15 protein-coding genes are annotated in these 19,013 nt (G+C 63.4%); 9 read left to right on the forward strand and 6 right to left on the reverse strand.

What is annotated here, in order from left to right; genetic code table 11:
- Nucleotides 1-45 precede the first annotated feature (45 nt).
- The 5 genes from ACWPVA_RS13080 to ACWPVA_RS13100 all read right to left on the reverse strand — a co-directional run bounded on the left by ACWPVA_RS13080 (nucleotide 46) and on the right by ACWPVA_RS13100 (nucleotide 6,539).
- Entirely contained in the window at nucleotides 46-2,505 is a 2,460-nt protein-coding gene (locus ACWPVA_RS13080; RefSeq protein WP_454288105.1) for an arsenate reductase (azurin) large subunit, read from the reverse strand.
- Between the two features lie 10 nt (nucleotides 2,506-2,515).
- Nucleotides 2,516-3,043 carry an arsenate reductase (azurin) small subunit gene (locus ACWPVA_RS13085; protein WP_454288106.1) on the reverse strand — a complete coding sequence of 176 codons (528 nt, stop codon included), beginning with the start codon at nucleotides 3,041-3,043 and terminating at the stop codon, nucleotides 2,516-2,518.
- A 151-nt stretch (nucleotides 3,044-3,194) separates the two neighbouring features.
- The gene (locus ACWPVA_RS13090; RefSeq protein WP_454288107.1) at nucleotides 3,195-4,400 is read right to left on the reverse strand and encodes a sigma-54-dependent transcriptional regulator; all 1,206 of its coding nucleotides are present in this window, start codon (nucleotides 4,398-4,400) and stop codon (nucleotides 3,195-3,197) included.
- On the reverse strand, nucleotides 4,393-5,820 hold the full coding sequence (locus ACWPVA_RS13095) for an ATP-binding protein (RefSeq protein WP_454288108.1): 1,428 nt from the start codon (nucleotides 5,818-5,820) through the stop codon (nucleotides 4,393-4,395). The genes ACWPVA_RS13090 and ACWPVA_RS13095 overlap by 8 nt, the downstream gene beginning before the upstream one ends.
- A complete protein-coding gene (locus ACWPVA_RS13100) occupies nucleotides 5,817-6,539 on the reverse strand; it encodes a PhnD/SsuA/transferrin family substrate-binding protein (RefSeq protein ID WP_454288109.1) in 723 nt (240 codons plus the stop codon). Before ACWPVA_RS13100 ends, ACWPVA_RS13095 begins: the two co-directional genes overlap by 4 nt.
- A 776-nt stretch (nucleotides 6,540-7,315) precedes the next feature.
- Here ACWPVA_RS13100 and ACWPVA_RS13105 point away from each other — a divergent pair.
- From ACWPVA_RS13105 to ACWPVA_RS13125, 5 genes are all read left to right on the forward strand, one after another.
- A complete protein-coding gene (locus tag ACWPVA_RS13105; RefSeq protein WP_454288110.1) occupies nucleotides 7,316-8,098 on the forward strand; it encodes a hypothetical protein in 783 nt (260 codons plus the stop codon).
- A gap of 96 nt (nucleotides 8,099-8,194) precedes the next feature.
- A complete protein-coding gene (locus ACWPVA_RS13110; protein ID WP_454288111.1) occupies nucleotides 8,195-9,268 on the forward strand; it encodes an efflux RND transporter periplasmic adaptor subunit in 1,074 nt (357 codons plus the stop codon).
- A gap of 4 nt (nucleotides 9,269-9,272) precedes the next feature.
- On the forward strand, nucleotides 9,273-10,478 hold the full coding sequence (locus ACWPVA_RS13115) for an ABC transporter permease (protein WP_454288112.1): 1,206 nt from the start codon (nucleotides 9,273-9,275) through the stop codon (nucleotides 10,476-10,478).
- Nucleotides 10,475-11,158 carry an ABC transporter ATP-binding protein gene (locus ACWPVA_RS13120; protein WP_454288113.1) on the forward strand — a complete coding sequence of 228 codons (684 nt, stop codon included), beginning with the start codon at nucleotides 10,475-10,477 and terminating at the stop codon, nucleotides 11,156-11,158. Before ACWPVA_RS13115 ends, ACWPVA_RS13120 begins: the two co-directional genes overlap by 4 nt.
- A gap of 211 nt (nucleotides 11,159-11,369) precedes the next feature.
- Complete coding sequence (locus ACWPVA_RS13125) at nucleotides 11,370-12,956, forward strand: MBL fold metallo-hydrolase RNA specificity domain-containing protein (protein ID WP_454289587.1); 1,587 nt, start codon at nucleotides 11,370-11,372, stop codon at nucleotides 12,954-12,956.
- Between the two features lie 20 nt (nucleotides 12,957-12,976).
- Here ACWPVA_RS13125 and ACWPVA_RS13130 read toward each other — a convergent pair whose 3' ends face one another.
- Nucleotides 12,977-13,339 (reverse strand): YbaN family protein, encoded by a 363-nt coding sequence (locus ACWPVA_RS13130; RefSeq protein ID WP_454288114.1) that lies wholly within the window; start codon nucleotides 13,337-13,339, stop codon nucleotides 12,977-12,979.
- Nucleotides 13,340-13,715: 376 nt separating this feature from the next.
- Here ACWPVA_RS13130 and ACWPVA_RS13135 point away from each other — a divergent pair, with 376 nt between their 5' ends.
- The 4 genes from ACWPVA_RS13135 to aguB all read left to right on the forward strand — a co-directional run bounded on the left by ACWPVA_RS13135 (nucleotide 13,716) and on the right by aguB (nucleotide 18,872).
- The gene (locus ACWPVA_RS13135) at nucleotides 13,716-14,969 is read left to right on the forward strand and encodes an NAD(P)/FAD-dependent oxidoreductase (RefSeq protein ID WP_454288115.1); all 1,254 of its coding nucleotides are present in this window, start codon (nucleotides 13,716-13,718) and stop codon (nucleotides 14,967-14,969) included.
- Between the two features lie 352 nt (nucleotides 14,970-15,321).
- The gene (locus ACWPVA_RS13140) at nucleotides 15,322-16,680 is read left to right on the forward strand and encodes a glutamine synthetase family protein (protein WP_454288116.1); all 1,359 of its coding nucleotides are present in this window, start codon (nucleotides 15,322-15,324) and stop codon (nucleotides 16,678-16,680) included.
- Nucleotide 16,681: 1 nt separating this feature from the next.
- The gene (locus tag ACWPVA_RS13145) at nucleotides 16,682-17,989 is read left to right on the forward strand and encodes an NAD(P)/FAD-dependent oxidoreductase (RefSeq protein WP_454288117.1); all 1,308 of its coding nucleotides are present in this window, start codon (nucleotides 16,682-16,684) and stop codon (nucleotides 17,987-17,989) included.
- Between the two features lie 10 nt (nucleotides 17,990-17,999).
- Nucleotides 18,000-18,872: an N-carbamoylputrescine amidase gene (gene aguB / locus ACWPVA_RS13150; RefSeq protein ID WP_454288118.1), complete on the forward strand. Its 873-nt coding sequence runs from the start codon at nucleotides 18,000-18,002 to the stop codon at nucleotides 18,870-18,872.
- Nucleotides 18,873-19,013 lie beyond the last annotated feature (141 nt).

Here is a 19,013-nt window from a genome sequence, read left to right on the forward strand (position 1 = left end):
GACGAAGGCGCCGCCCGGACCCGTTCCGGGCGGCGTAGGGTCTGGTCAGAGCTCGACTTCCCACGACTTGTAGGACACCGCTGCCGAGGCCGGGGTCGCATCCGAGATTTTGCGGATATTGGCCCAGGTGTGCTTGTAGTTCGGCAGGATCAGTTCGTTCACGCCCGCATTCACGATATTGCCCTGCGCCCCGTTCGGCGCGCCGAAGATCATGAAGGTCTCGTTGCGTTTCGCGGTCGGCTCGGGGTAGGCCAGCGCCTGCGTGGCCCCCACATCGTTATGCACCTCGACCATATCGCCCGCCGTGATGCCCAGATCAGTCATGTCCTCGGGATTGATCTGGATGAAGGGCACAGGGAAGCGGTCCATCACGAACTCGTTGGCCTGATCGAGGAACCAGTTTTGCCAGTTCATGTTGGCGCGGCCGTTGTTGATCAGGAAGCGATGGTTGGCCTGTTGCTGGGCCTTGCCCGCCGCCTGCCAGCCGCGCCATTCGCCCATGCAGAACAGGGCCTTTTTGTCCTCTCGCCCGTGCCGGGTGAAGGCGCCGTCCTCATAGAGTCGATTGGTCCCGACAAGTTTGCCATCGGCAAAACCGGTCACTGGCTCCAGCACCCCGTCATTGCCCATGGCGCGCAGGCGGTCATAGGTGACTTCCGGGTTGCCCTTGTTGTAACCGTCCATGAAGGCGTCTTCTTCGGTGGCCCAGTCATAGCCCTTGAACTGGTCGGCGTATTCGGTGCGGCCCTCTTCGCGCAGCACCCGCTCCAGCGCCTGCGCCAATCCGGCGGCAATCATGCAGTCGGGCTTGGCCGAACCGGGCGCGTCCATGTACTTTTCCGTCAGGCGCAAACGGCGCTCGCCGTTCATCGAGGTCAGGTTCATCTCGCCCGATTCCACTGCGGGCAGGATGACATGTGCGGCCTGCCCGATCTGGCTGTGGATGATGTCCACATCCACCACGAACAGACCGCCCGCATTGATCGCGCCGACGATGGCATCGACCATCTCTTCGCGCGTTGCCCCGGCCCGGGCGTCCATGGCTTCCTTCACCATGTTGGACCGGCGGTTGTAGACGCGCTTGAACTCGGAGGCGTTCAGCGTGGTCTTGAAGTGGTCGTTGGCCCAGATGTGATGCACCTTGCCGCCGCCCGCGATGATCATCTGGTCGAGGTAGGGGGCCGGCCGCCCAACATGGGCGTCCGAGGGGCGATAGTAACCCTCCTGGTGCCCACCCAGGCGACAGCAACCGCCGCCTTCGCGGCCCACATTGCCCGTGGCGAGCGCGATGTTCAGCAGACTGCCGATGGCCCGGTAGTTGTCGTTGCCCCAGATGATACCCTTTTCATAGCCGGTCACGCATTTGCGGCGACTGCCGTCGTCCTTGGGCTTGGCGATCCATTCGGCAGCCTGGATGATCTGTGCCTCGGTCAGGCCGGTGGCGGCGGCCCCGTCGGCAAGGCTCATCTTGCAGGCGACGCGAGCAGCCTCGAACGACCCAAGCGAGGCCGGATAGGCGCTGTCAGCCGCCACAGCCACATCGCCCTGAAAGGTCGATTTGGCGATGAAGTCGGCATCGACCCAGCCCTGATCCACAATATAGGTGAAGAGCGTGTTGTGCAGCGCCACGTCGGACCCGGTGGTGATCGGCAGGTGCAGCACGTTTTCAGCGCCGGCGACTTGCTCACAGCTGTCCACCGTGACCGTGCGGCGCGGATCCGAGATGACCACCTTCGCCCCGTTCTGCATGCCCTTGACCATATGGTTCAGGAACAGATTGGTCTGGCATTCCATCGGGTTGGTGCCGACAAGGAAGATCGTGTCGGTCACCTCGTAGTCGGCGTAGTTGTAGTTCAACTCGTCCACGCCCATGTCGCGGCTGGAGTGGACCTCGGACATATAGGCCGGGCGGTTGTGGATGCGGCAATGCTTGACCTTCATCGACTCGAAGTAAAGCTTGCCGGTGCCCCAGGTGTTTTCATAGCCACCCGCCGATCCGCCGTGGTCGAACATCGAGACGTAGAGATCGTTCTCGTTGTCCTTGTCGATCACCCGGGCGGTGACGCGGGCGACCAGATCCAGCGCATCGTCCCAAGAGGTCGGCTGCCAGGTGCCGTAGCGCCAGACCATCGGATCCGTCAGGCGCTGTTTCTGGGTGCCGGTGACGTCGGAACGCCGGTTCTCCGCCATCCGCGCGCCGCGGATCGAGCCGAGGCCTGAATTCACCTGACAGTTCACATCGGGTTTGATGACCAGATGCACGTCTTTGCCGTTCTGCTTGACGACATTGTACATGGACGGCGCGTACCAGGCTTCGGTTTCGGCAGCCTGCTGCCTGGACAGGTCTTCGCCGATCCAGTTGCTGTCTGTCGAGCCCTGGGTCTTCAGCGGCCAGGTGTAGGCCTTGTAGCCGCAGCCGACAATGCAGTAGTGGCAAGTGACGTTGTGTTCCTTGGCGCCCGCGGGAATGATCGGCAGACGGTCAATATTGCGTTTGTAAGCCATGATCGCGCCCTCACCCTTGCAGCACGTTGGACAGACGGCCATAGATCAGCTCGTCCGCGCCTTCGGCATAGATATCGCCCTTGTCGTCCACCCGCAGGGCGAATTGGGGCAGGTTCTGCGTGGCGTGGCCCCAGACCTGCTGGCCCCCCTTCTCGCAGTCGAACCGGCTGTAGTGACCGGGACAGTTCAGGGTTTTGTCGGCGGCGTGGTAGCTCATGTAGAAACCCTTGTGCGGGCAAAGCACCGAATAGGCCACGACATCGCCGTCAGGGCCCGCGCCGCCCTCGACAGGGCTGCCAACTTTCAACAGGATGCCGGGGCTATCGGCATCAGGATAGCCGATGTCCATCGGCTCGTTGACCTTCAGGTCCGAAAGATTGGCGAGCTTGGTGGAGGGATAGTCCACCATCGCGCGCGCCTGCTGCGCCTGTGCCTGCCCTGAAGGCATCACAGTTGCCGCCGCAGCCCCTGCCACGCCGAGAACACCTCCGCGTAGGAACTGACGGCGGCCTGCATCGACCAACCGATTGCATTTCATGGTATCTCTCCTCCCTAGACCCCAATTGGCCCAAGGATAGAGGAGGGGCAGGAGGCGAGGCAACGGCCCAACGAGCCCCGCTGCGCTGCGGGAAGCCGTTATAATTGCGCACAAATTTCAGGCGTTCGGATTTCCGAACATGAAATGCCGCCTATAAGCCCAGCTTCTGCATCTTTTCCCACAGCGTCGTGCGCGACACCCGGAGCAGCCTTGCCGCCTCACCGACCTGCCCGCTGGTCCGATCCAGCGCCGCGACGATTTGTGCCCGTTCCGCTGCATCGCGCACCTCGGCCAGAGACCGCAGCGTCGCGTCCGCCGCGCGCTCGGGGAAAATGTCCGAGGTCAAGACCATCTCGCCTTCGGCCGCCTCGATCGCCCGCATCAGCCGGGCGCGCACTTCGCGTCCGTTGTCCGGCCAGTCATGCGACCGGAGGGCATCTTCGGCCGCGGCGGTGATACCGATCAACGGAACGGCCCGGCGGGCGTTGAGGCCGGGGAACAGTTGTGCCGCCAGCCAGACCGCATCATCGGGGCGGTCCGCCAGTGGGGGCACCACGACTTCATGCGATCGAAGCAGCGCGACAAGGTCGGATCGGAGGGCTTGCGCATCCTCGGCGGCCTGCGGCCCAGCCGTGGCGATTAGCCGAAAGGGTGGGGCCGCCAAGGCTGTCATCAGAACATCTTGCGCAGCAGGCGCCAGTCGCGCGATCCCGACGATGACCAGCGAGCCATCGCGAACCTGCTCTATCGCTCTTTGCAACTCCTCGGCCCCGACCGTGTCGCGCAGGGCATTGCAGACCAGGAACGGTGCGACCTTGCGGTCCGACAGATCATGCACGCGCCTTGCCAGCCGCATCTTGCCAAGACCCGAGCCCCCCCGGATCAGAAGTGCTGTTTCGCGTAGCGCCGCCTCGGCCACCTGGCGGTCCACGGCACGCGCCGCGGCGCTGATGCCGGTTTCCGGGGGCATATCCTGATCCGCCCGGGGCCGCATGACCGTGGCCAAACGTTTGAGGAAAGCACCGATCTCGAACGGCTTGGTGATGTAATCCGCAGCGCCCGAGCGGATCAGCCGCACCGCCTGAGCAACCCCGCCCTGCCCGGTGATGAACAGAAACGGCGGCGGATGGCCGGTGCTGGTCAATGTGTCGTAAAGCTCTTCTCCCGTGCCGTCGGGGAGACGAATATCGCAGACTACCGCGTCCAGCACCTTACGCGGCGTGCGGATGGCGGGCAGGGCACGGGCGACCCCTCGATGCCATTCCACCTCGGCCCCCTCCAGCGTCAGGCGCTGGACCAGGGATGCGCCCATGATCTTGTCATCCTCTACCAGCACGATCCGGCGTCCTTCAAGCATGGTCGCCCCCGTGTGACGGCAGATTGACCCGAATAACCGTCTGACCACCTATCCGGTCGTGGTGCAGCCTGCCGCCAAGCCCCGCCACGATGTCATGTACCAGCCGAAGACCGACCCCGCCCCCCGGTGGCAAGGGGCCAGAGGCCAAAAGGCGCGCAAGATCGGCCTCGCTCATCGCGGCGCCGGTGTTGCTCACCGAAATCGACAGCCCATCGCCGTCATTCTCCACGTTCAGACCAACCTGGCCATTCTCCCCCGCCGCCGCTCCGGCATTCAGAAGCAGGTTCAGCGCCACCTGCCGCACGGGGGCTGCGGGTTGGCCGGCCAGCAGCGCCGCCCCCGCCGCAACCCGCCAGTCCAGCACCTGGCCGCGACCGTAGGCCTCGGGTTCAAACAGCAGACGCAGGTCCTCGAAGTCTTCGGGGCGCAGGGGTTGCCCGGCACGGTCAAGCCGGTTCTGGTCAAGGATAGCCCGCGTCACGTCGCGCAGATGACCAAGGCCACGCTGCATCAGTTCTGCCGATTGGCGCACCACATCGGGCCGTTCGGCATAGGTGTGGATGGTGTCGGCGGCATTCAGCAGGCCGCCCAGCGGATTGTTGATCTCATGTGCCAACGACGACGAGAGCCGCCCCAGGCTGACGAAGCGCTCCCTATCGGCCAGCCGACGTTCGACTTCAGCCCGTTCCTCCACGGCCGTCGTCATGCGGTTATAGGTCTCGATCAACCTCGCCAACCCCGGATCGCCATGGGGGATCTCGGACGTGGGAAGGGGGCGTGGAGCGCCGCCCGACGCATCCATCGCCTGCACCAATGCTCCAACGGGGCGCAGGATGCGCGCCACGGCGAACCAGCCACCAAAGGCCAAAACCGCCGTTGCCAAGGCGTTGCCGAACAGAAGCCACAGGGTCACCTCACGCCGCTCGGCCAGCAGGTCGGTCACATCCAGTTCCGTGACGATGCCGCCAACGGTACGGCCCTGATATAGCAGGGGCGCGGCCACCCGCAGGACGGGATTACCGGTCATCCGCACAGCGTCCGGAGCGACCGCCCCGCTCTGGAAATCCCTTGCATCCCCGCCAACAGGTGCGCGGCGCGGATCGGTTGCGGCCAGTACGCGAGCACGCTCATCCGCCACCACGGTCAGCAGAAGACGCTGCCCTTCGCTTCCCGCTCGCGCGCGGTCGAGGATGTCGTAGACCTCCCAGACATCCTGCCGCAGGACCGATGGGCCAAGGGCGACGGAAAGGCCCTCGATATGCAGCCGCGCCGTCTCGGACAGCCGGTCGTCCTGCACACGGCCAAGGGTGGAAAGCACGCTTTGGCTGGCCACCAGACCCAACAGGACCATCAGCGCGGATGTAATCAAGGGCACACGCAATGTGACGGGAAGGTTCCCGAAGCGGGACAGAGGCTTCATCCGCCCCCCATAACCGTCATGCGCGCGGCGATGCCGTCAAAGAGCGATGGCTCGGCCGCCGTGACACCATCGAGATATAAAAGCCGCAACACCGTTTGGCCCTGATCCGTCTGATCAAGGCTCTTGAGCGCCGCCGCGCAGGCTATGGTCCCGGCCTCGGCCATGCGGTCACTGCGGGCGACAAAGGGTGGAAAACCAAGCTTTTCAGACCGGTCGATGATCTTGATCCGGGCCGTGAGATCAGGCTCGACGTTGTTCAAGACCTCCCAGACATAGCCATCGACGCTGCCTGACCGCGTCAACCCTCCCGCGACTGCGCGGACAACATTGCGGTGGCCATAGGTGAAAATCGCCCGGGAAAAGAACTTGTCCGGCGCCTCGCCCATACGGGCAATATCTGATGCAGTGACCAGAAAGCCCGAATTGCTGTCGGGGTCCGAAAAGGCATGCGTGCCGCCACGCAAATCGGTTAAGCTCGTTGCGGGGTCATCTTCAGCCACAATCAGATAGGATTGATAGAGCGGCTCGCCCCGCCAGACGGGCACCCCAAGAAGCGACAGTTCCGCCCGGTGTTGCAGGAAGGGATAACCGCAAGTCCAGGCCGCATCGACCGACCCATCCAGAAGCGCGCCCGTGATCTCCTGATAGGTGCGCCTCTGCACAAGCTCGATCTCCTGTCCCATCGCGGAAGCAAGCGCCCCACGCAGGGCGGAAATCACGGCGGCATCATTGTCCAGAAAGACCGGGGTCAGCGCAAAGCGGAACGGCTCGGCCGTCTGCGCCCGCACCAAGGGTGCCGCACAGACAGCAGCCCCCATCATGATCGCGCTCCGCCGCGTGAGCATGTCATTCCCCCTCGAACCCAAGAGGACAAGCTCTCCTCGGTTTTAGCCCATCAACGCAGATTGCCCCTTGCGGGTCAGCGCGTCAAATCGCAAATCGACGTTACTCAAATGAAGGCACCCTTGCGACAGAGCTGGGACCAGCTTCCCGTTAGTTTTCAGGACCAGTATCAGCGCAAAGCCGCCATCAGCCTGGTCGTCTTCCGACGGCAATCTTGGTGCCGGAAACGGAAATCATTTCCGCCCCTCCCCCGGTTGACTGAGGCTCAAAAGCCGGGGCGCAAAGGTGGCACCCACGGTCGCTCGCGCGGGAAAATATAGGGGAATCAAAGGCTACCTTGCTAATCCCTTGAAATCATGGAGAAATCCAGGCTACCCAGCCAATTCCATCTTTGCACATAGTTTCAGATAGTCAGCGGCAGGTATGCACCTCTGTGCGCACCCCTGAAAGTACCTCTCTGTCGGTGCAGAGCTTCACCTGAGAAGCCGCCAACACTCCCCGCACAAAGAATTGGTAACGGCGGCAGGAATTCTACTGCAGACCCGTTGGAAAGACCAGGAAAGTGCCGCGGGACGAATGTTTGAGGCCTTGTTTTGCGGCCGAATCCCGGCCTCTGGTGCACCTATCGTTTTTTTGGCGTGGGGGGCTCGGATTGGCACAGTTACACAAGGGTACGTCGTTTGACCGCTACCCCGAGATTTTCAGAACGGCGCAAGCCAGAGTGGCCCAGAAATCCGGGCCGGGGTTAAATGGTTCATCCCTGCGAATCCTGTCGTTCGGCTGCTCTGACGGCGATGAGATGGACACGATCCGCGCATACTTTCCAGATGCGCAGATTTTCGGCTGTGACATAGACCTCGACGCGGCGAAATCTCGTGATCGGCTGCCAGGCCGGGTGTTCCTGAGCACCCGCGACAATGTCCTCGAGCATGGGCCCTATGACGTCATTTTCGCTTGCTCTGTCCTGTGCCGGCACCCGTTGCCGCGGAACAAGACAGTGCCCGACCTTTTTCCGTTCACGGAGTTTGTCGACCTCGCCACATGGATCGACGACGCTCTGGCAAGGGATGGACTGTTCTGTCTCTACAACGGCAGCTATCTATTCGAGGAACTGCCATTTGCGAGTGCTTATCGCCCCATCCGCTCGGGGCTAATCAGTGAGAACGGATTTCTGTCGAAATGGCACTCGACAGGGCAGCAAGTGACCAGACGCGTCAAGAAGCATGGCAAGAACCAACACGTCATCCTGCGTAGCGACCTTCTTGCCGGTGACGCTAGCCTGCGCGACTGCATTTTCGAGCGTTGTCAGGGGATGCCGATCGAGGTCGCCATTCCTGAAGCGCAGCTTTTGCCGGGAAATGTGACGCCAACCGCTCTGCCGCTGAACTGGCAAGCTCGCATCGCGCGGTTTCTGAAGCTCCGACCTCGAAGCTAGAGACTCAGGCCCCGATTTGACAGACAGACCAATCCACGCAAAGTGGCGTCTGCACGTGGATTGGGGTAAGCATCTCTCATCGATGATGAGGCAATAGTGAAGCAGGCGGGCAGCAAGTCGATGCGGCTAGGGAAGCGGTGGGTTGCGATTGCCCTCGTCATTGCGGCAGCGGCCGCCTATGCCGCGATCGAGCGGCCGTGGGTGACCAGGCAGGCGACCGTGGCCACCGAGACGCTGGCGCCGGGCCCGGTCACGCAGGTGCTCGCGATCAACGGACGCATCGCCGCACTGAAGTCCGTGACCGTGCGTGCGGCCGTCTCCGCGCAGGCGATGGCGCTCTATGCCGACGAAGGCGAAAGGGTCGCCGCAGGCAAGGTGCTCGTGACGCTCGACACGGCACTGGCCGATGCGCAGGTCGAACAGGCGAAGGCCGCGCTGGAAGCGCAGCAGGCCAGGCAGCGCCAGGCGCAAGGAGCGCTCGGGCGGGCTCGCGCGCTCGGATCCATCGGTCCGCGTGCCGACCTTGAGGATGCCGCGCTCGCACTTGAAGGTGCACAGCAAGATACGGTGCGGTTCCAGGCCGCGCTCGACCAGGCCGAGAAACAGGTGGCCCAGTATACGATCAAAGCGCCGATCAGCGGCGTCGTGCTCGCGCGCGGCGTCGACCAGGGACAAATGGTCGATCCCCAGACCGAGCTCTTCGTCATTGCCGACATGAGCGCGCTGGTGGTCGAAACCGACATCGATGAACTCTACTCGGCCCATGTCCGGGAAGGCCTGAGGGCGCTGCTGAGGCCGATCGGGTCCAGCGTGGCAAGAGGCGGAAAGGTGGTCTTCGCCGCACCGACCGTGGACAGCGCGACCGGCGGACGCAAGATCAAGATCGCCTTCGACGACGCCGTCGACTTGCCGGTCGGCCTGACGGTCAACGTCAATGTCATCGTCAAGGAGGTCGATCGCGCGCTTTCATTGCCGCGAAGCGCGATCGTGACAGAAGGCGCGCAAAGCCATGTCGTCGTCATCGCCAATGGGATGGCGGAACGACGCGACATCCGCTTCGACGATTGGCCATCCGAGCGCGTGATCGTGACCGAGGGCCTCTACGCCGGCGATATCGTCATCCTCGAGCCGGCGGCAGTGAAGCCCGGCGAGAAGGTATCAGCAGAGTAGAACAATGCTTTACTCTTTCAAATTCGCCTGGCGATACCTCGCTTCGAGCAAATTACAAACGGCGCTTCTGGTGCTGGGCGTGGCGATCGGCGTCTTCGTGTTCGTCTTCATCAGCGCACTGATCGGTGGACTGGGCAGCTTCCTCGTCGACCGCACGGTCGGCAACATTTCGCACGTGACGGTTGAGGCACCCAGCCGCGACGCCCCGCTGCTGGTCACGGGCCCGGCCTCCGCCCACGCCGTCTTCCAGCGAGCGGTGGGACAGCGCGAAGTGCTGCGCACGGCGGACGCCTTCCTGCCCGCGATCGAGGCACTCCCCGGCATCAGGGCCACGTCGCCGCAGATTGTCGGCAATGGCTTCGTGATCCGCGGGCAATCGCGCGCGCCGGTGGCCATCACCGGCGTTGCGCCGGAAAAGGTCTCGACCATCGCCGATATAGCCGGCAACCTCGTTGCAGGAGAGGCGCTCCTTACGAATTCGACCGTCCTCATCGGTAAAACGCTCGCAGAAGACCTCGGCATCGGGGTAGGCCAGTCGATCAACCTGCAATCTGACCGGGACGTCGAGCGCGCGCTCATCGTGGCCGGCATCTTCTCCTTGGGTGTGGACGCGCTCGACGCCAGGGCCGCCTTCATCAGCCTGGCTGCGGCCCGCACGCTCTTCGATCTCGAACAGGGGATCAGCCGGATAGAGATCAAGCTCGAAGACCTGAATGGGGCGGACGCCTATGCCCTGAGGATCGCGGCCCTGACCGGGTTGAAGGCGACGCCGTGGACCGAGGGGAACGCCCAATTGCTCGACGGCCTGCGGGCCCAGGCAAACTCCGGAGACCTCATCAAGGCCTTTTCGCTCATCACGATCGTGATCGGCGTCGCCAGCGCCCTGCTATTGTCGACCTACCGCCGGCGTCCCGAAATCGGCATCATGCGCGCTTTCGGCGCGAGCCGCGTGTTCGTTGTGGCCGTTTTCGTGATCCAGGGCACGCTGATCGGGATCATAGGGGGCGTGGTCGGCGCAGGGCTTGGCTATCTGGCGCTTTCCCCCTTTCCCATCCCTGAGAACGCACCGCGCGGCGGCCTACCCATCGACGTTCGTCAGGGGGCTTACGGGCTGGCGATCCTGTTGACGACCATCGGCGCCATGGTCGCGTCCATCCTGCCCGCCAGGGCAGCGGCACGGGTGGATCCGGTCGAGGTGATTGGCCAATGAGCACGCTGGTCGAGGTTCGGGAACTGGTGAAGACATTCGGCGAGGGCGAGACCGCGACGCCCGTGCTGCGCGGCCTCGACATGATGCTGGCGGAAGGCGACCTCGTCGCCCTGCTCGGCCCCTCTGGCTCGGGCAAGAGCACGCTTCTTTCCATCCTCGGCACGCTCATGCGGCCCACATCGGGTCGCCATGTGATGCTCGGCGAAGACATGATCCGCGCACGCGATGCGGAACTGACGGAGTTTCGCAACCGGCACATAGGCTTCGTCTTCCAGTTCCACCACCTGCTTCCCGATTTCACTGCTCTCGAAAATGTCATATTTCCAACGGCCGTCGCCGCCGGCCGCGAAACCCACGCCGCCAGGGCGCGGGGCAAGGAATTGCTTCACCGGGTCGGCTTGGCGGATCGCATCGATTTCCGCGCGACACAGCTCTCCGGCGGGCAGAAGCAGCGCGTTGCGATCGCGCGGGCTCTGATGAACGGTCCTGAACTCGTTCTTGCGGACGAGCCGACCGGAAACCTCGATCGTGAATCGGCGAGCCGGGTCATGGCCTTGATCAGGGAGATCAACGAGGAAGAGCGGACGACATTTCTCATCTCCACTCATGACGAGAAAGTCGCCGCGGCCTGCAAGCGCCAGATACAGCTTAACGACGGAACCACCGTTGCCTTTGAATAGTCCGCTAGAGCCCCTGACCGGAACATGACCCTTCGGCAGAAGCCGTGGCCGATGCGCCGCCCCCGTCCGCGAGACGGATTGCTGGCGGCGGCTTGCGCGGTTATCAAGGTAAGGCTTCGCAAACGATGTCGCGGAAGGGTCTTGCCTTGAGTTGCATCTTCCTTCCATCTTTCGTCACCGACACACCAGGATCAAGCCAATGCCGCACCCCATGACCCGCCATCCCATCCTTCGTTTCCATGGCGCCGCCGGCACGGTGACCGGATCCTGCTTTTTGCTCGATCTCGGCCAGGCCAAGGTGCTGGTCGACTGCGGTATGTTCCAGGGGTCGAAGAGCGAAAAGGAGTTGAACTACCGCGAGTTCCCCTTTGACGCCTCCGAGATCAACGCGGTCATACTGACCCATGCGCATATCGATCACTCCGGTCTTTTGCCGAAGCTAAGCAAGGCCGGCTTCGACGGGCCGATCTTTGCCACGCGCGGCACGGTGGACCTGTGTTCGGTCATGCTGCCGGATTCGGCGCATATTCAGGAGACCGAGGTCGACCAGCTCAACCGCCGCAACCAGCGCCGTGGCCGAAACACTGTCGAGCCGATCTACGATGCCGGCGATGCAGCCCGCGCCGTAACGATGATGCGCTCGGTGCCGATGAAGACCTGGCAGCAAGCGGCACCCGGCCTGCGTTTCCGCTTCTGGAATGCCGGCCATTTGCTCGGCTCCACCTCGGTGGAGATCGAGATCGAGACGCGCGAGAAGGTGCTGCGGCTGCTGTTTTCCGGCGACATCGGCCCGAGCCACAAGCTGCTGCAATATGATCCGGAAGCGCCGCAGGATTTCGACTATGTGATCTGCGAGAGCACTTATGGCGACACCGATCGCGACATCATCGACGAGCGCGCCCGGCGCCATGCACTGGAAGCCGAGGTGCACATGGCGACCAAACCCAACGGCGCTTTGCTCATCCCGTCGTTTGCCGTCGAGCGCACCCAGGAACTGCTGGCCGACCTCGTGCAACTGATGCGCAGCGGCGCGATCGAGACCTGCCCCATCCTCATCGACTCGCCGCTCGCCACCCGTGCCAGCGAGATCTTCCACCGCCATGCGCGCGAGTTGGAGAACGGCAAGCTTCTGGTCGAGGCGATGGAAGCGAACAATGTGCGCTTCACCGAGACGGTCGAGCAGTCCAAGGCGATCGACAACATGCGCGGCTTCCACATCGTCATTGCCGCCTCCGGCATGTGCGAGGCCGGCCGCATCCGCCATCGGCTGAAGAACTGGTTGTGGCGGGAAGAGGGAACGGTGCTGCTCGTCGGCTACCAGGCCACTGGCACCCTCGGCCGGATCCTCCAGGACGGGGCCTCGACGGTGCGCATCCAGGGCGACGAAATCACCGTGCGCGCCCGCATCCGCGAACTCGACATCTATAGCGGCCACGCGGACGGACGAGAGCTGACCGAATGGGTCAGAAACCGTCAGCCGATCAGCGCTGGAACCTTCCTTGTCCATGGCGAAGAGGGTGCCCTGTCCGCGTTCAGCCAGCGTTTGTCGGCGTTCCTGCCGTCCGAACGCATCATCGTGCCACGCATCGACGGCGCCTTCGAGCTCACGGCCGAAGGGGCCATCGACATCTCCGAAAGCAAGCCACCGCGCATAGATCCTGCCCGCCCCGGTCACAAGGACTGGCACAACGACCTTCAGTCGCTGGTGCTCGACCTGCAGGACGAACTGGCAAAGGCAGGCGACGACAAGGCCCGCAACGTCATTTTGCGCCGCCTGCGCCGTGCGCTCGAGGAATAGGGGGAAGGCCCATCGGCTCCTTATCCGCTGGGCATCGGCCGGGTCAGCACGAAGGCCGCGCAGGCGACAAGGATCGCTCCGACCAGAAGCTTCAGCCACAGTTGCGGCGGACCGGCGAACCAGACGATCAGATAGCTTGCCGTCATCAGCGAAACGGAGGCGATCTTGGCATTGCGCGAGATCGCGCCTTGCCTTCGCCAGTCGATCAGCGGCTGGCCGTAGCGCGGATGGTCAAGCAGCCATTGTTCAAAGCGCGGCGAGGAGCGGGCAAAAAGGGCGGCGGCGAGGATCATGAACGGCGTCGTCGGCAAGACCGGCAGAAATACGCCGACCACGCCGATCCCGACCATCAGCCAACCGCCCGCCAGCAAAAGGATGCGCATCGCTTCTCTCCATCATCTCTCGGGATGCCGCCCGGACCAACTCGTCCGACCTACGCTTGATACAGGCAAACGGATCATAAAGCACCGCAGCGCGGCAGAACCGCGGCAAGATGCGGCAGTGCGCCTTGCCCGGTCCCGGCGGCATCCCTTTGGCCAAGCAGCAAAGGCGTCGCGACGCGCATTGGTAGCATGCGGCCGATCTGCCGCAGCCGCAAGCCGCAGCAGCGGCCAATCTCCTTCAACACCCTGAGACCCGCGTCCTCACATTTCTGCAACGCGGGCCGGAAAATCGCCGATTGCGGCAATTTTTCGTTTGCACAACAAGGGGCACGATTGCATGGTCCCGGTCTCTTCATCCATACGGAATTCAAGGAAAATGACTGCAGATACCATCGTGCTCGGCGCCGGCATTATCGGCGTTTCCACTGCCATTCATCTGGCACGTCGTGGAAGGTCGGTGGTTCTGGTCGATCGCCGCGGCGCCGGCGAGGAAACCTCCTTCGGCAATGCCGGCCTGATCCAGCGCGAAGGCGTCGTGCCCTACGGCTTTCCCCAGGACCTCGGCCTCATTCTGCGCTACGGCCTCAACAACCGGATCGACGCCCACTATCACCTGCGCGCCATGACGAAGCTGGTGCCGTTCCTGTCGCGCTACTGGTGGCATTCGAACCGGTCGCGCCACGAAGTCATCGCCCGTGTCTATGCGCCGCTGATCGAGAATTCGATCAGCGAGCACAAGGAACTGATCGAAGCCGCCGGCGCCGAGCACCTGATCCGCAAGGACGGCTGGGTCGAGGCCTTCCGCAGCAATGGCGTACGCGATGTCGAATTCGCCGAGGCCGAACGTCTGGCCCGAGAATACGGTATCAGCTACACGCGTCTCGACAAGGCGGAACTGGCCCAGACCGAACCGCATCTGAGCCGCGACTTCATCGGCGGCCTGAAGTGGAACGACCCTTGGTCCGTGCTCGACCCGCATGGGTTGACCGCAGCCTATCTCAAGTATTTCGAAAGCCTCGGCGGCCGCTTCGTCATTGGCGACGCGACCACGCTCGTGCCCCGCTCCAGCGGTGCCGGCTGGCAGGTGAAGACAGACGACGGTCCGGTCGAGGGCAAGGACGTCGTCGTCGCGCTCGGCCCCTGGTCGGAGGAGGTCACCCGCAAGCTCGGCTACCGGTTCCTGCTCGGCGTCAAGCGCGGCTACCACATGCACTATGCGCCGGCCGGCAAGGCCAGGCTGAACAACTGGATGATGGACAAGGAGCGCGGCTATTTCCTCGCGCCGATGAACAAGGGCATTCGGCTCACCACCGGCGCGGAGTTCGCCTATCGCGATGCGCCGAAGTCGCCGGTCCAGATCGATCGCGCCGAGCGGGTCGCCCGGACCATCTTCCCGCTCGCCGAGCGGCTTGATGCGGAGCCGTGGATGGGCGCGCGGCCCTGCACACCGGACATGATGCCGATCATCGGCAAGGCACCGCGCCACCAGGGCATGTGGCTCGCCTTCGGCCACGCCCATCATGGCCTCACCCTCGGCCCCGTCACCGGTCGCCTGATCGCCGAGGCGATGACGGGGGAAAAGCCCTTCCTCGACATGACGGCCTATCGACCCGAGCGATTCAATCCGTAAACGGTCTCGATCAACAGATTCCCTGCCCTTGGCCCGTGAGCGGGCCAAGGGCATCACGTCCGAAACCCCGCGGCAACATTGCCTGAGGCCACAGGGTGGAAATGCGGGAAGTTCGGTGCTAAGCTTGTTTTCGGTCATATGACCAATTTTGCCGCCCCTGCGGGCGGCAGACCGGACAATAAGCGATGCACATGATGCGTCACCGGTCGAGGGGTTCGCAGGCATTGGCAAGGCTATGGTACGCTTTTTGATCTACAACGCGAAGTCCGCCCACCGCTAGCGGTGCATCTTTGCGCGCGTGTCTTCACGCCCCCCAGGATCAAATAGACCTATTCCTTTATGACGGTGCCTCATGGACATTGAAAATTACGCACGAAAGTTCTTTGCGGAAAACCCCGATATCGAAGTGCTGGAAGCCTTCGTCATCGACGTCAACGGCGTTCCTCGCGGCAAGTGGATCCCGCGCGAACGGGCGCTCGATGTCCTGACCCAGGGCATGGCGATCCCGCGCTCGGTTTATGCACTTGACGTCTGGGGTCGTGACGTGCACGCGGCCGGCCTTGCAGAGGGCACCGGCGATCCGGACGGCATCTGCTTTCCCGTGCCCGGCACGTTGTCGCGCGTCACCTGGCTGACGCGCCCGACCGCCCAGGTTCTGCTTGCCATGCGCAATCAGGACGACACCGGTTTCTATGCCGATCCGCGCCAGGTGCTCGCCACGGTGCTGGAGCGCTACAAGAAGTTGAAGCTCACCCCGGTGGTGGCCACCGAACTCGAATTCTACCTGATCGACCCGGTGCGCTCGGCGCTCGATCCGGTGCGCCCGCCGAACACGCGTGACGGGCGCTGGCACACCGGCCAGACCCAGGTGCTGTCGATCTCCGAATTGCAGGACTTCGAGGAGGTGTTCTACGGCATCGCGGCAGCAGCGCGCGCCCAGAACGTGCCGGCCGACACGACGCTGCGCGAAAACGGCCCCGGCCAGTACGAGATCAACCTGAACCACGTGCCCGATGCACTCGCGGCGGCCGACTATGCGCTCCTGCTGAAGCGGATCGTCAAGGGTGTCGCGCGCTGCAATGACCTTGACGCCACGTTCATGGCCAAGCCCTACGGCATGCAGGCCGGCAGCGGCATGCATGTGCATTTCTCAATCCTCGACGAGGACGGCAAGAACATCTTTGTCGGCGGGGACGGCCCCTCCGATAAGTTGATGCATTCGGTCGGCGGACTGCTCGAAGCCATGGGCGACAGCATGGCGATCTTTGCCCCGCACCAGAACTCCTATCGCCGGCTGACCCCCTCGGAACACGCACCGACCTATGCGTCCTGGGGTTTCGACAACCGCTCGGCGGCCGTGCGTGTCATCACCGCCTCCAAGCCAGCGACCCGCATCGAACACCGTGTCGCCGGCGCCGATACCAACCCCTATCTGGTCATCGCCATGATTCTGTCGGCGGCGCTGGCCGGCATGAGGGAGAAGACCTCGCCCGGCGGGGCTATTTCCGGTGACGAGCACGCCGTAAACCACGAACCACTGCCGACCAACTGGGACTATGCGCTTCAGCGCTTCGCCAAGTCGAGCTTTGCCTATGCGGCGCTTGGGCCTCAGTATCGCGGGCTTTATGCGGCCTGCAAGCATCAGGAACTGGCGGAATTCGCGCTTCGCGTGACCGACGTCGAATATGACGCCTACATCAGGACGGTGTAACATGAGCGACAAGAACAGGACTTCCGACACCAATCCGGGCCATGCCCCTTCCTGGTATGCCCATTCTGCCAATGACAAAACGGTGCGCCCGAGCCTCGAAGGCGAACACATAGCCGATGTCTGCATCATCGGCGCCGGCTTCACCGGCATCTCCGCAGCGCTTCAGCTTGCGGAAAACGGCTACAAGGTGATTGTCCTCGAGGGCGAGCGCGTGGGCTTCGGCGCCTCGGGCCGCAATGGCGGGCAGATCGTCAACGGTTACAGCCGCGACCTCGAGACCATTGCCCGGCGCTACGGACCGGAGAAGGCGCAACGCCTCGGCGAAATGTCGCTGGAAGGCGGCCGGATCATCCGCGAGCGCGTGGCAAAGTACAATATCGCCTGCGACCTGGTGGACGGCGGCTTCTTCGCCGCCTTCACCGACAAGCAGGTGCGCGAAATGGCTCATGTGAAGGCCCATTGGGAAACGCACGGCCATACCGGTCTCGAAATGGTCTCCAAGGCCGAGGTCGGCAAATATGTGAAATCCGATCGTTATGTCGGCGGCATGATCGACAAGCTCGGCGGCCATATTCATCCGCTCAACCTCGTGCTCGGCGAAGCGGCCGCGGTCGAAAGCCTGGGCGGCAAGATCTTCGAACAGTCGCGCGTCACCGGCGTAGACATGGGCGCCAATCCCGTGGTGCGCACCGCCAAGGGCTCGGTCACTGCGAAATATGTACTGGTCTGCGGCAATGCCTATCTCGGCAACCTGCTGCCGAAGATCACCGACAAGATGATGCCGGTCTCCTCCCAGGTGATGGCGACCGAACCGCTCGATCCCGCGTTGATCGAGGAAATGCTGCCGGCCAATTATTGCGTCGAGGATGCCAACTACGTCCTGGACTACTACCGCCGCACCGCCGACAACCGGCTGCTCTATGGCGGCGGCATCGGCTATGGTGGTCACGATCCCGCCAATCTCACCGGCGTCATCCGCCCCAACATGCTGAAAACCTTCCCGCAGCTTGCCAATACCAAGATCGAGTTCGCCTGGAGCGGTAATTTCGCCCTGACGCTCACCCGCATCCCGCACATGGGCAAGCTTGCCGACAACGTCTATTTCTCGCATGGCGACAGCGGCCATGGCGTGACCACGACACACCTGCTCGGCAAGATCCTCGGCGAGGCGGTCACCGGCCATTCCGGCCGCTACGATGTCTGGTCGTCGCTGCAAGCCCTCCCCTTCCCCGGCGGTACGACCTTCCGCGTGCCCCTCACCATGCTCGGCGCCTGGTGGTACGGCATGCGCGACAAGCTCGGCGTCTAAGGAGAACTCCATGCGCACAGTCACCGTCGCCGCGACCCAGATGGCCTGCACCTGGGACATTCCCGGCAATATCGCCCGCGCCGAAAGCCTGATCCGCAAGGCAGCCGCCGAGGGCGCCCAGATCGTGCTGATCCAGGAGCTGTTCGAGGCCCCCTACTTCTGCCAGGACCAGATCGGCGATTTCTTCGACATGGCGAAGCCCTTCGAGAACAATCCGCTGATTGCGCATTGTTCCAGGCTCGCCGCCGAGCTGGATGTCGTTCTGCCGATCAGCTTCTTCGAGAAGGCCGGACAGACCTATTTCAACAGCGTGGCGATCATCGACGCCGATGGCGTTGTGCTCGGCCTCTACCGCAAGAGCCATATTCCCGATGGCCCCGGCTATACCGAGAAATACTATTTCTCGCCGGGCGATACCGGTTTTCGGGTCTGGCAGACGAAGCACGCCCGCATCGGCGTCGGCATCTGCTGGGACCAATGGTTCCCGGAAGCCGCCCGCGCCATGGCGCTCCAGGGCGCCGAACTGCTGTTCTATCCGACCGCGATCGGTTCTGAACCGCAAGACCCGACCATCGACAGCGCCGCCCACTGGCAGCGCGTCATGCAGGGCCATGCGGCGGCGAACATCATGCCGGTGATCGCATCCAACCGCATCGGCACGGAGCCGTGCCGCAAGGGCACGGAACTCACCTTCTACGGCTCTTCCTTCATCGCCGACCAGACCGGCGAAAAGGTCGCCGAGGCGGACCGGACGAGCGAAACGGTCCTCACCGCCACCTTCGACCTCGACGGCATCGCCCGCCAGCGCAGCAACTGGGGCCTCTTCCGCGACCGCCGGCCGGAGCTCTACACACCGCTCTTGACGATGGATGGGCGGGTTTAGGGCGAGCTTTGGGTTGAGCCCCCTCACCTGCAATTTCTAGCACTTGGCTTGCGCCAAGACGCTGAAATTGCTTCCTCTCCCACAAGGGGAGAGGAGACTTTCCGCCCTGCGCGACGCCCCGCCTCTCCCCTTGTGGAGAGG

It is taken from the genome of Rhizobium arsenicireducens, assembly GCF_964021225.1.

Coding starts and splice junctions, on each gene's coding strand:
- ACWPVA_RS13080 (WP_454288105.1), bottom strand. CDS start 2,505: ATGGCTTACAAACGCAATATTGACCGTCTGCCGATCATTCCCGCGGGC.
- ACWPVA_RS13145 (WP_454288117.1), top strand. CDS start 16,682: ATGAGCGACAAGAACAGGACTTCCGACACCAATCCGGGCCATGCCCCT.
- ACWPVA_RS13095 (WP_454288108.1), bottom strand. CDS start 5,820: ATGAAGCCTCTGTCCCGCTTCGGGAACCTTCCCGTCACATTGCGTGTG.
- aguB (WP_454288118.1), top strand. CDS start 18,000: ATGCGCACAGTCACCGTCGCCGCGACCCAGATGGCCTGCACCTGGGAC.
- ACWPVA_RS13115 (WP_454288112.1), top strand. CDS start 9,273: ATGCTTTACTCTTTCAAATTCGCCTGGCGATACCTCGCTTCGAGCAAA.
- ACWPVA_RS13090 (WP_454288107.1), bottom strand. CDS start 4,400: ATGCTTGAAGGACGCCGGATCGTGCTGGTAGAGGATGACAAGATCATG.
- ACWPVA_RS13135 (WP_454288115.1), top strand. CDS start 13,716: ATGACTGCAGATACCATCGTGCTCGGCGCCGGCATTATCGGCGTTTCC.
- ACWPVA_RS13140 (WP_454288116.1), top strand. CDS start 15,322: ATGGACATTGAAAATTACGCACGAAAGTTCTTTGCGGAAAACCCCGAT.
- ACWPVA_RS13120 (WP_454288113.1), top strand. CDS start 10,475: ATGAGCACGCTGGTCGAGGTTCGGGAACTGGTGAAGACATTCGGCGAG.
- ACWPVA_RS13130 (WP_454288114.1), bottom strand. CDS start 13,339: ATGCGCATCCTTTTGCTGGCGGGCGGTTGGCTGATGGTCGGGATCGGC.
- ACWPVA_RS13125 (WP_454289587.1), top strand. CDS start 11,370: ATGACCCGCCATCCCATCCTTCGTTTCCATGGCGCCGCCGGCACGGTG.
- ACWPVA_RS13085 (WP_454288106.1), bottom strand. CDS start 3,043: ATGAAATGCAATCGGTTGGTCGATGCAGGCCGCCGTCAGTTCCTACGC.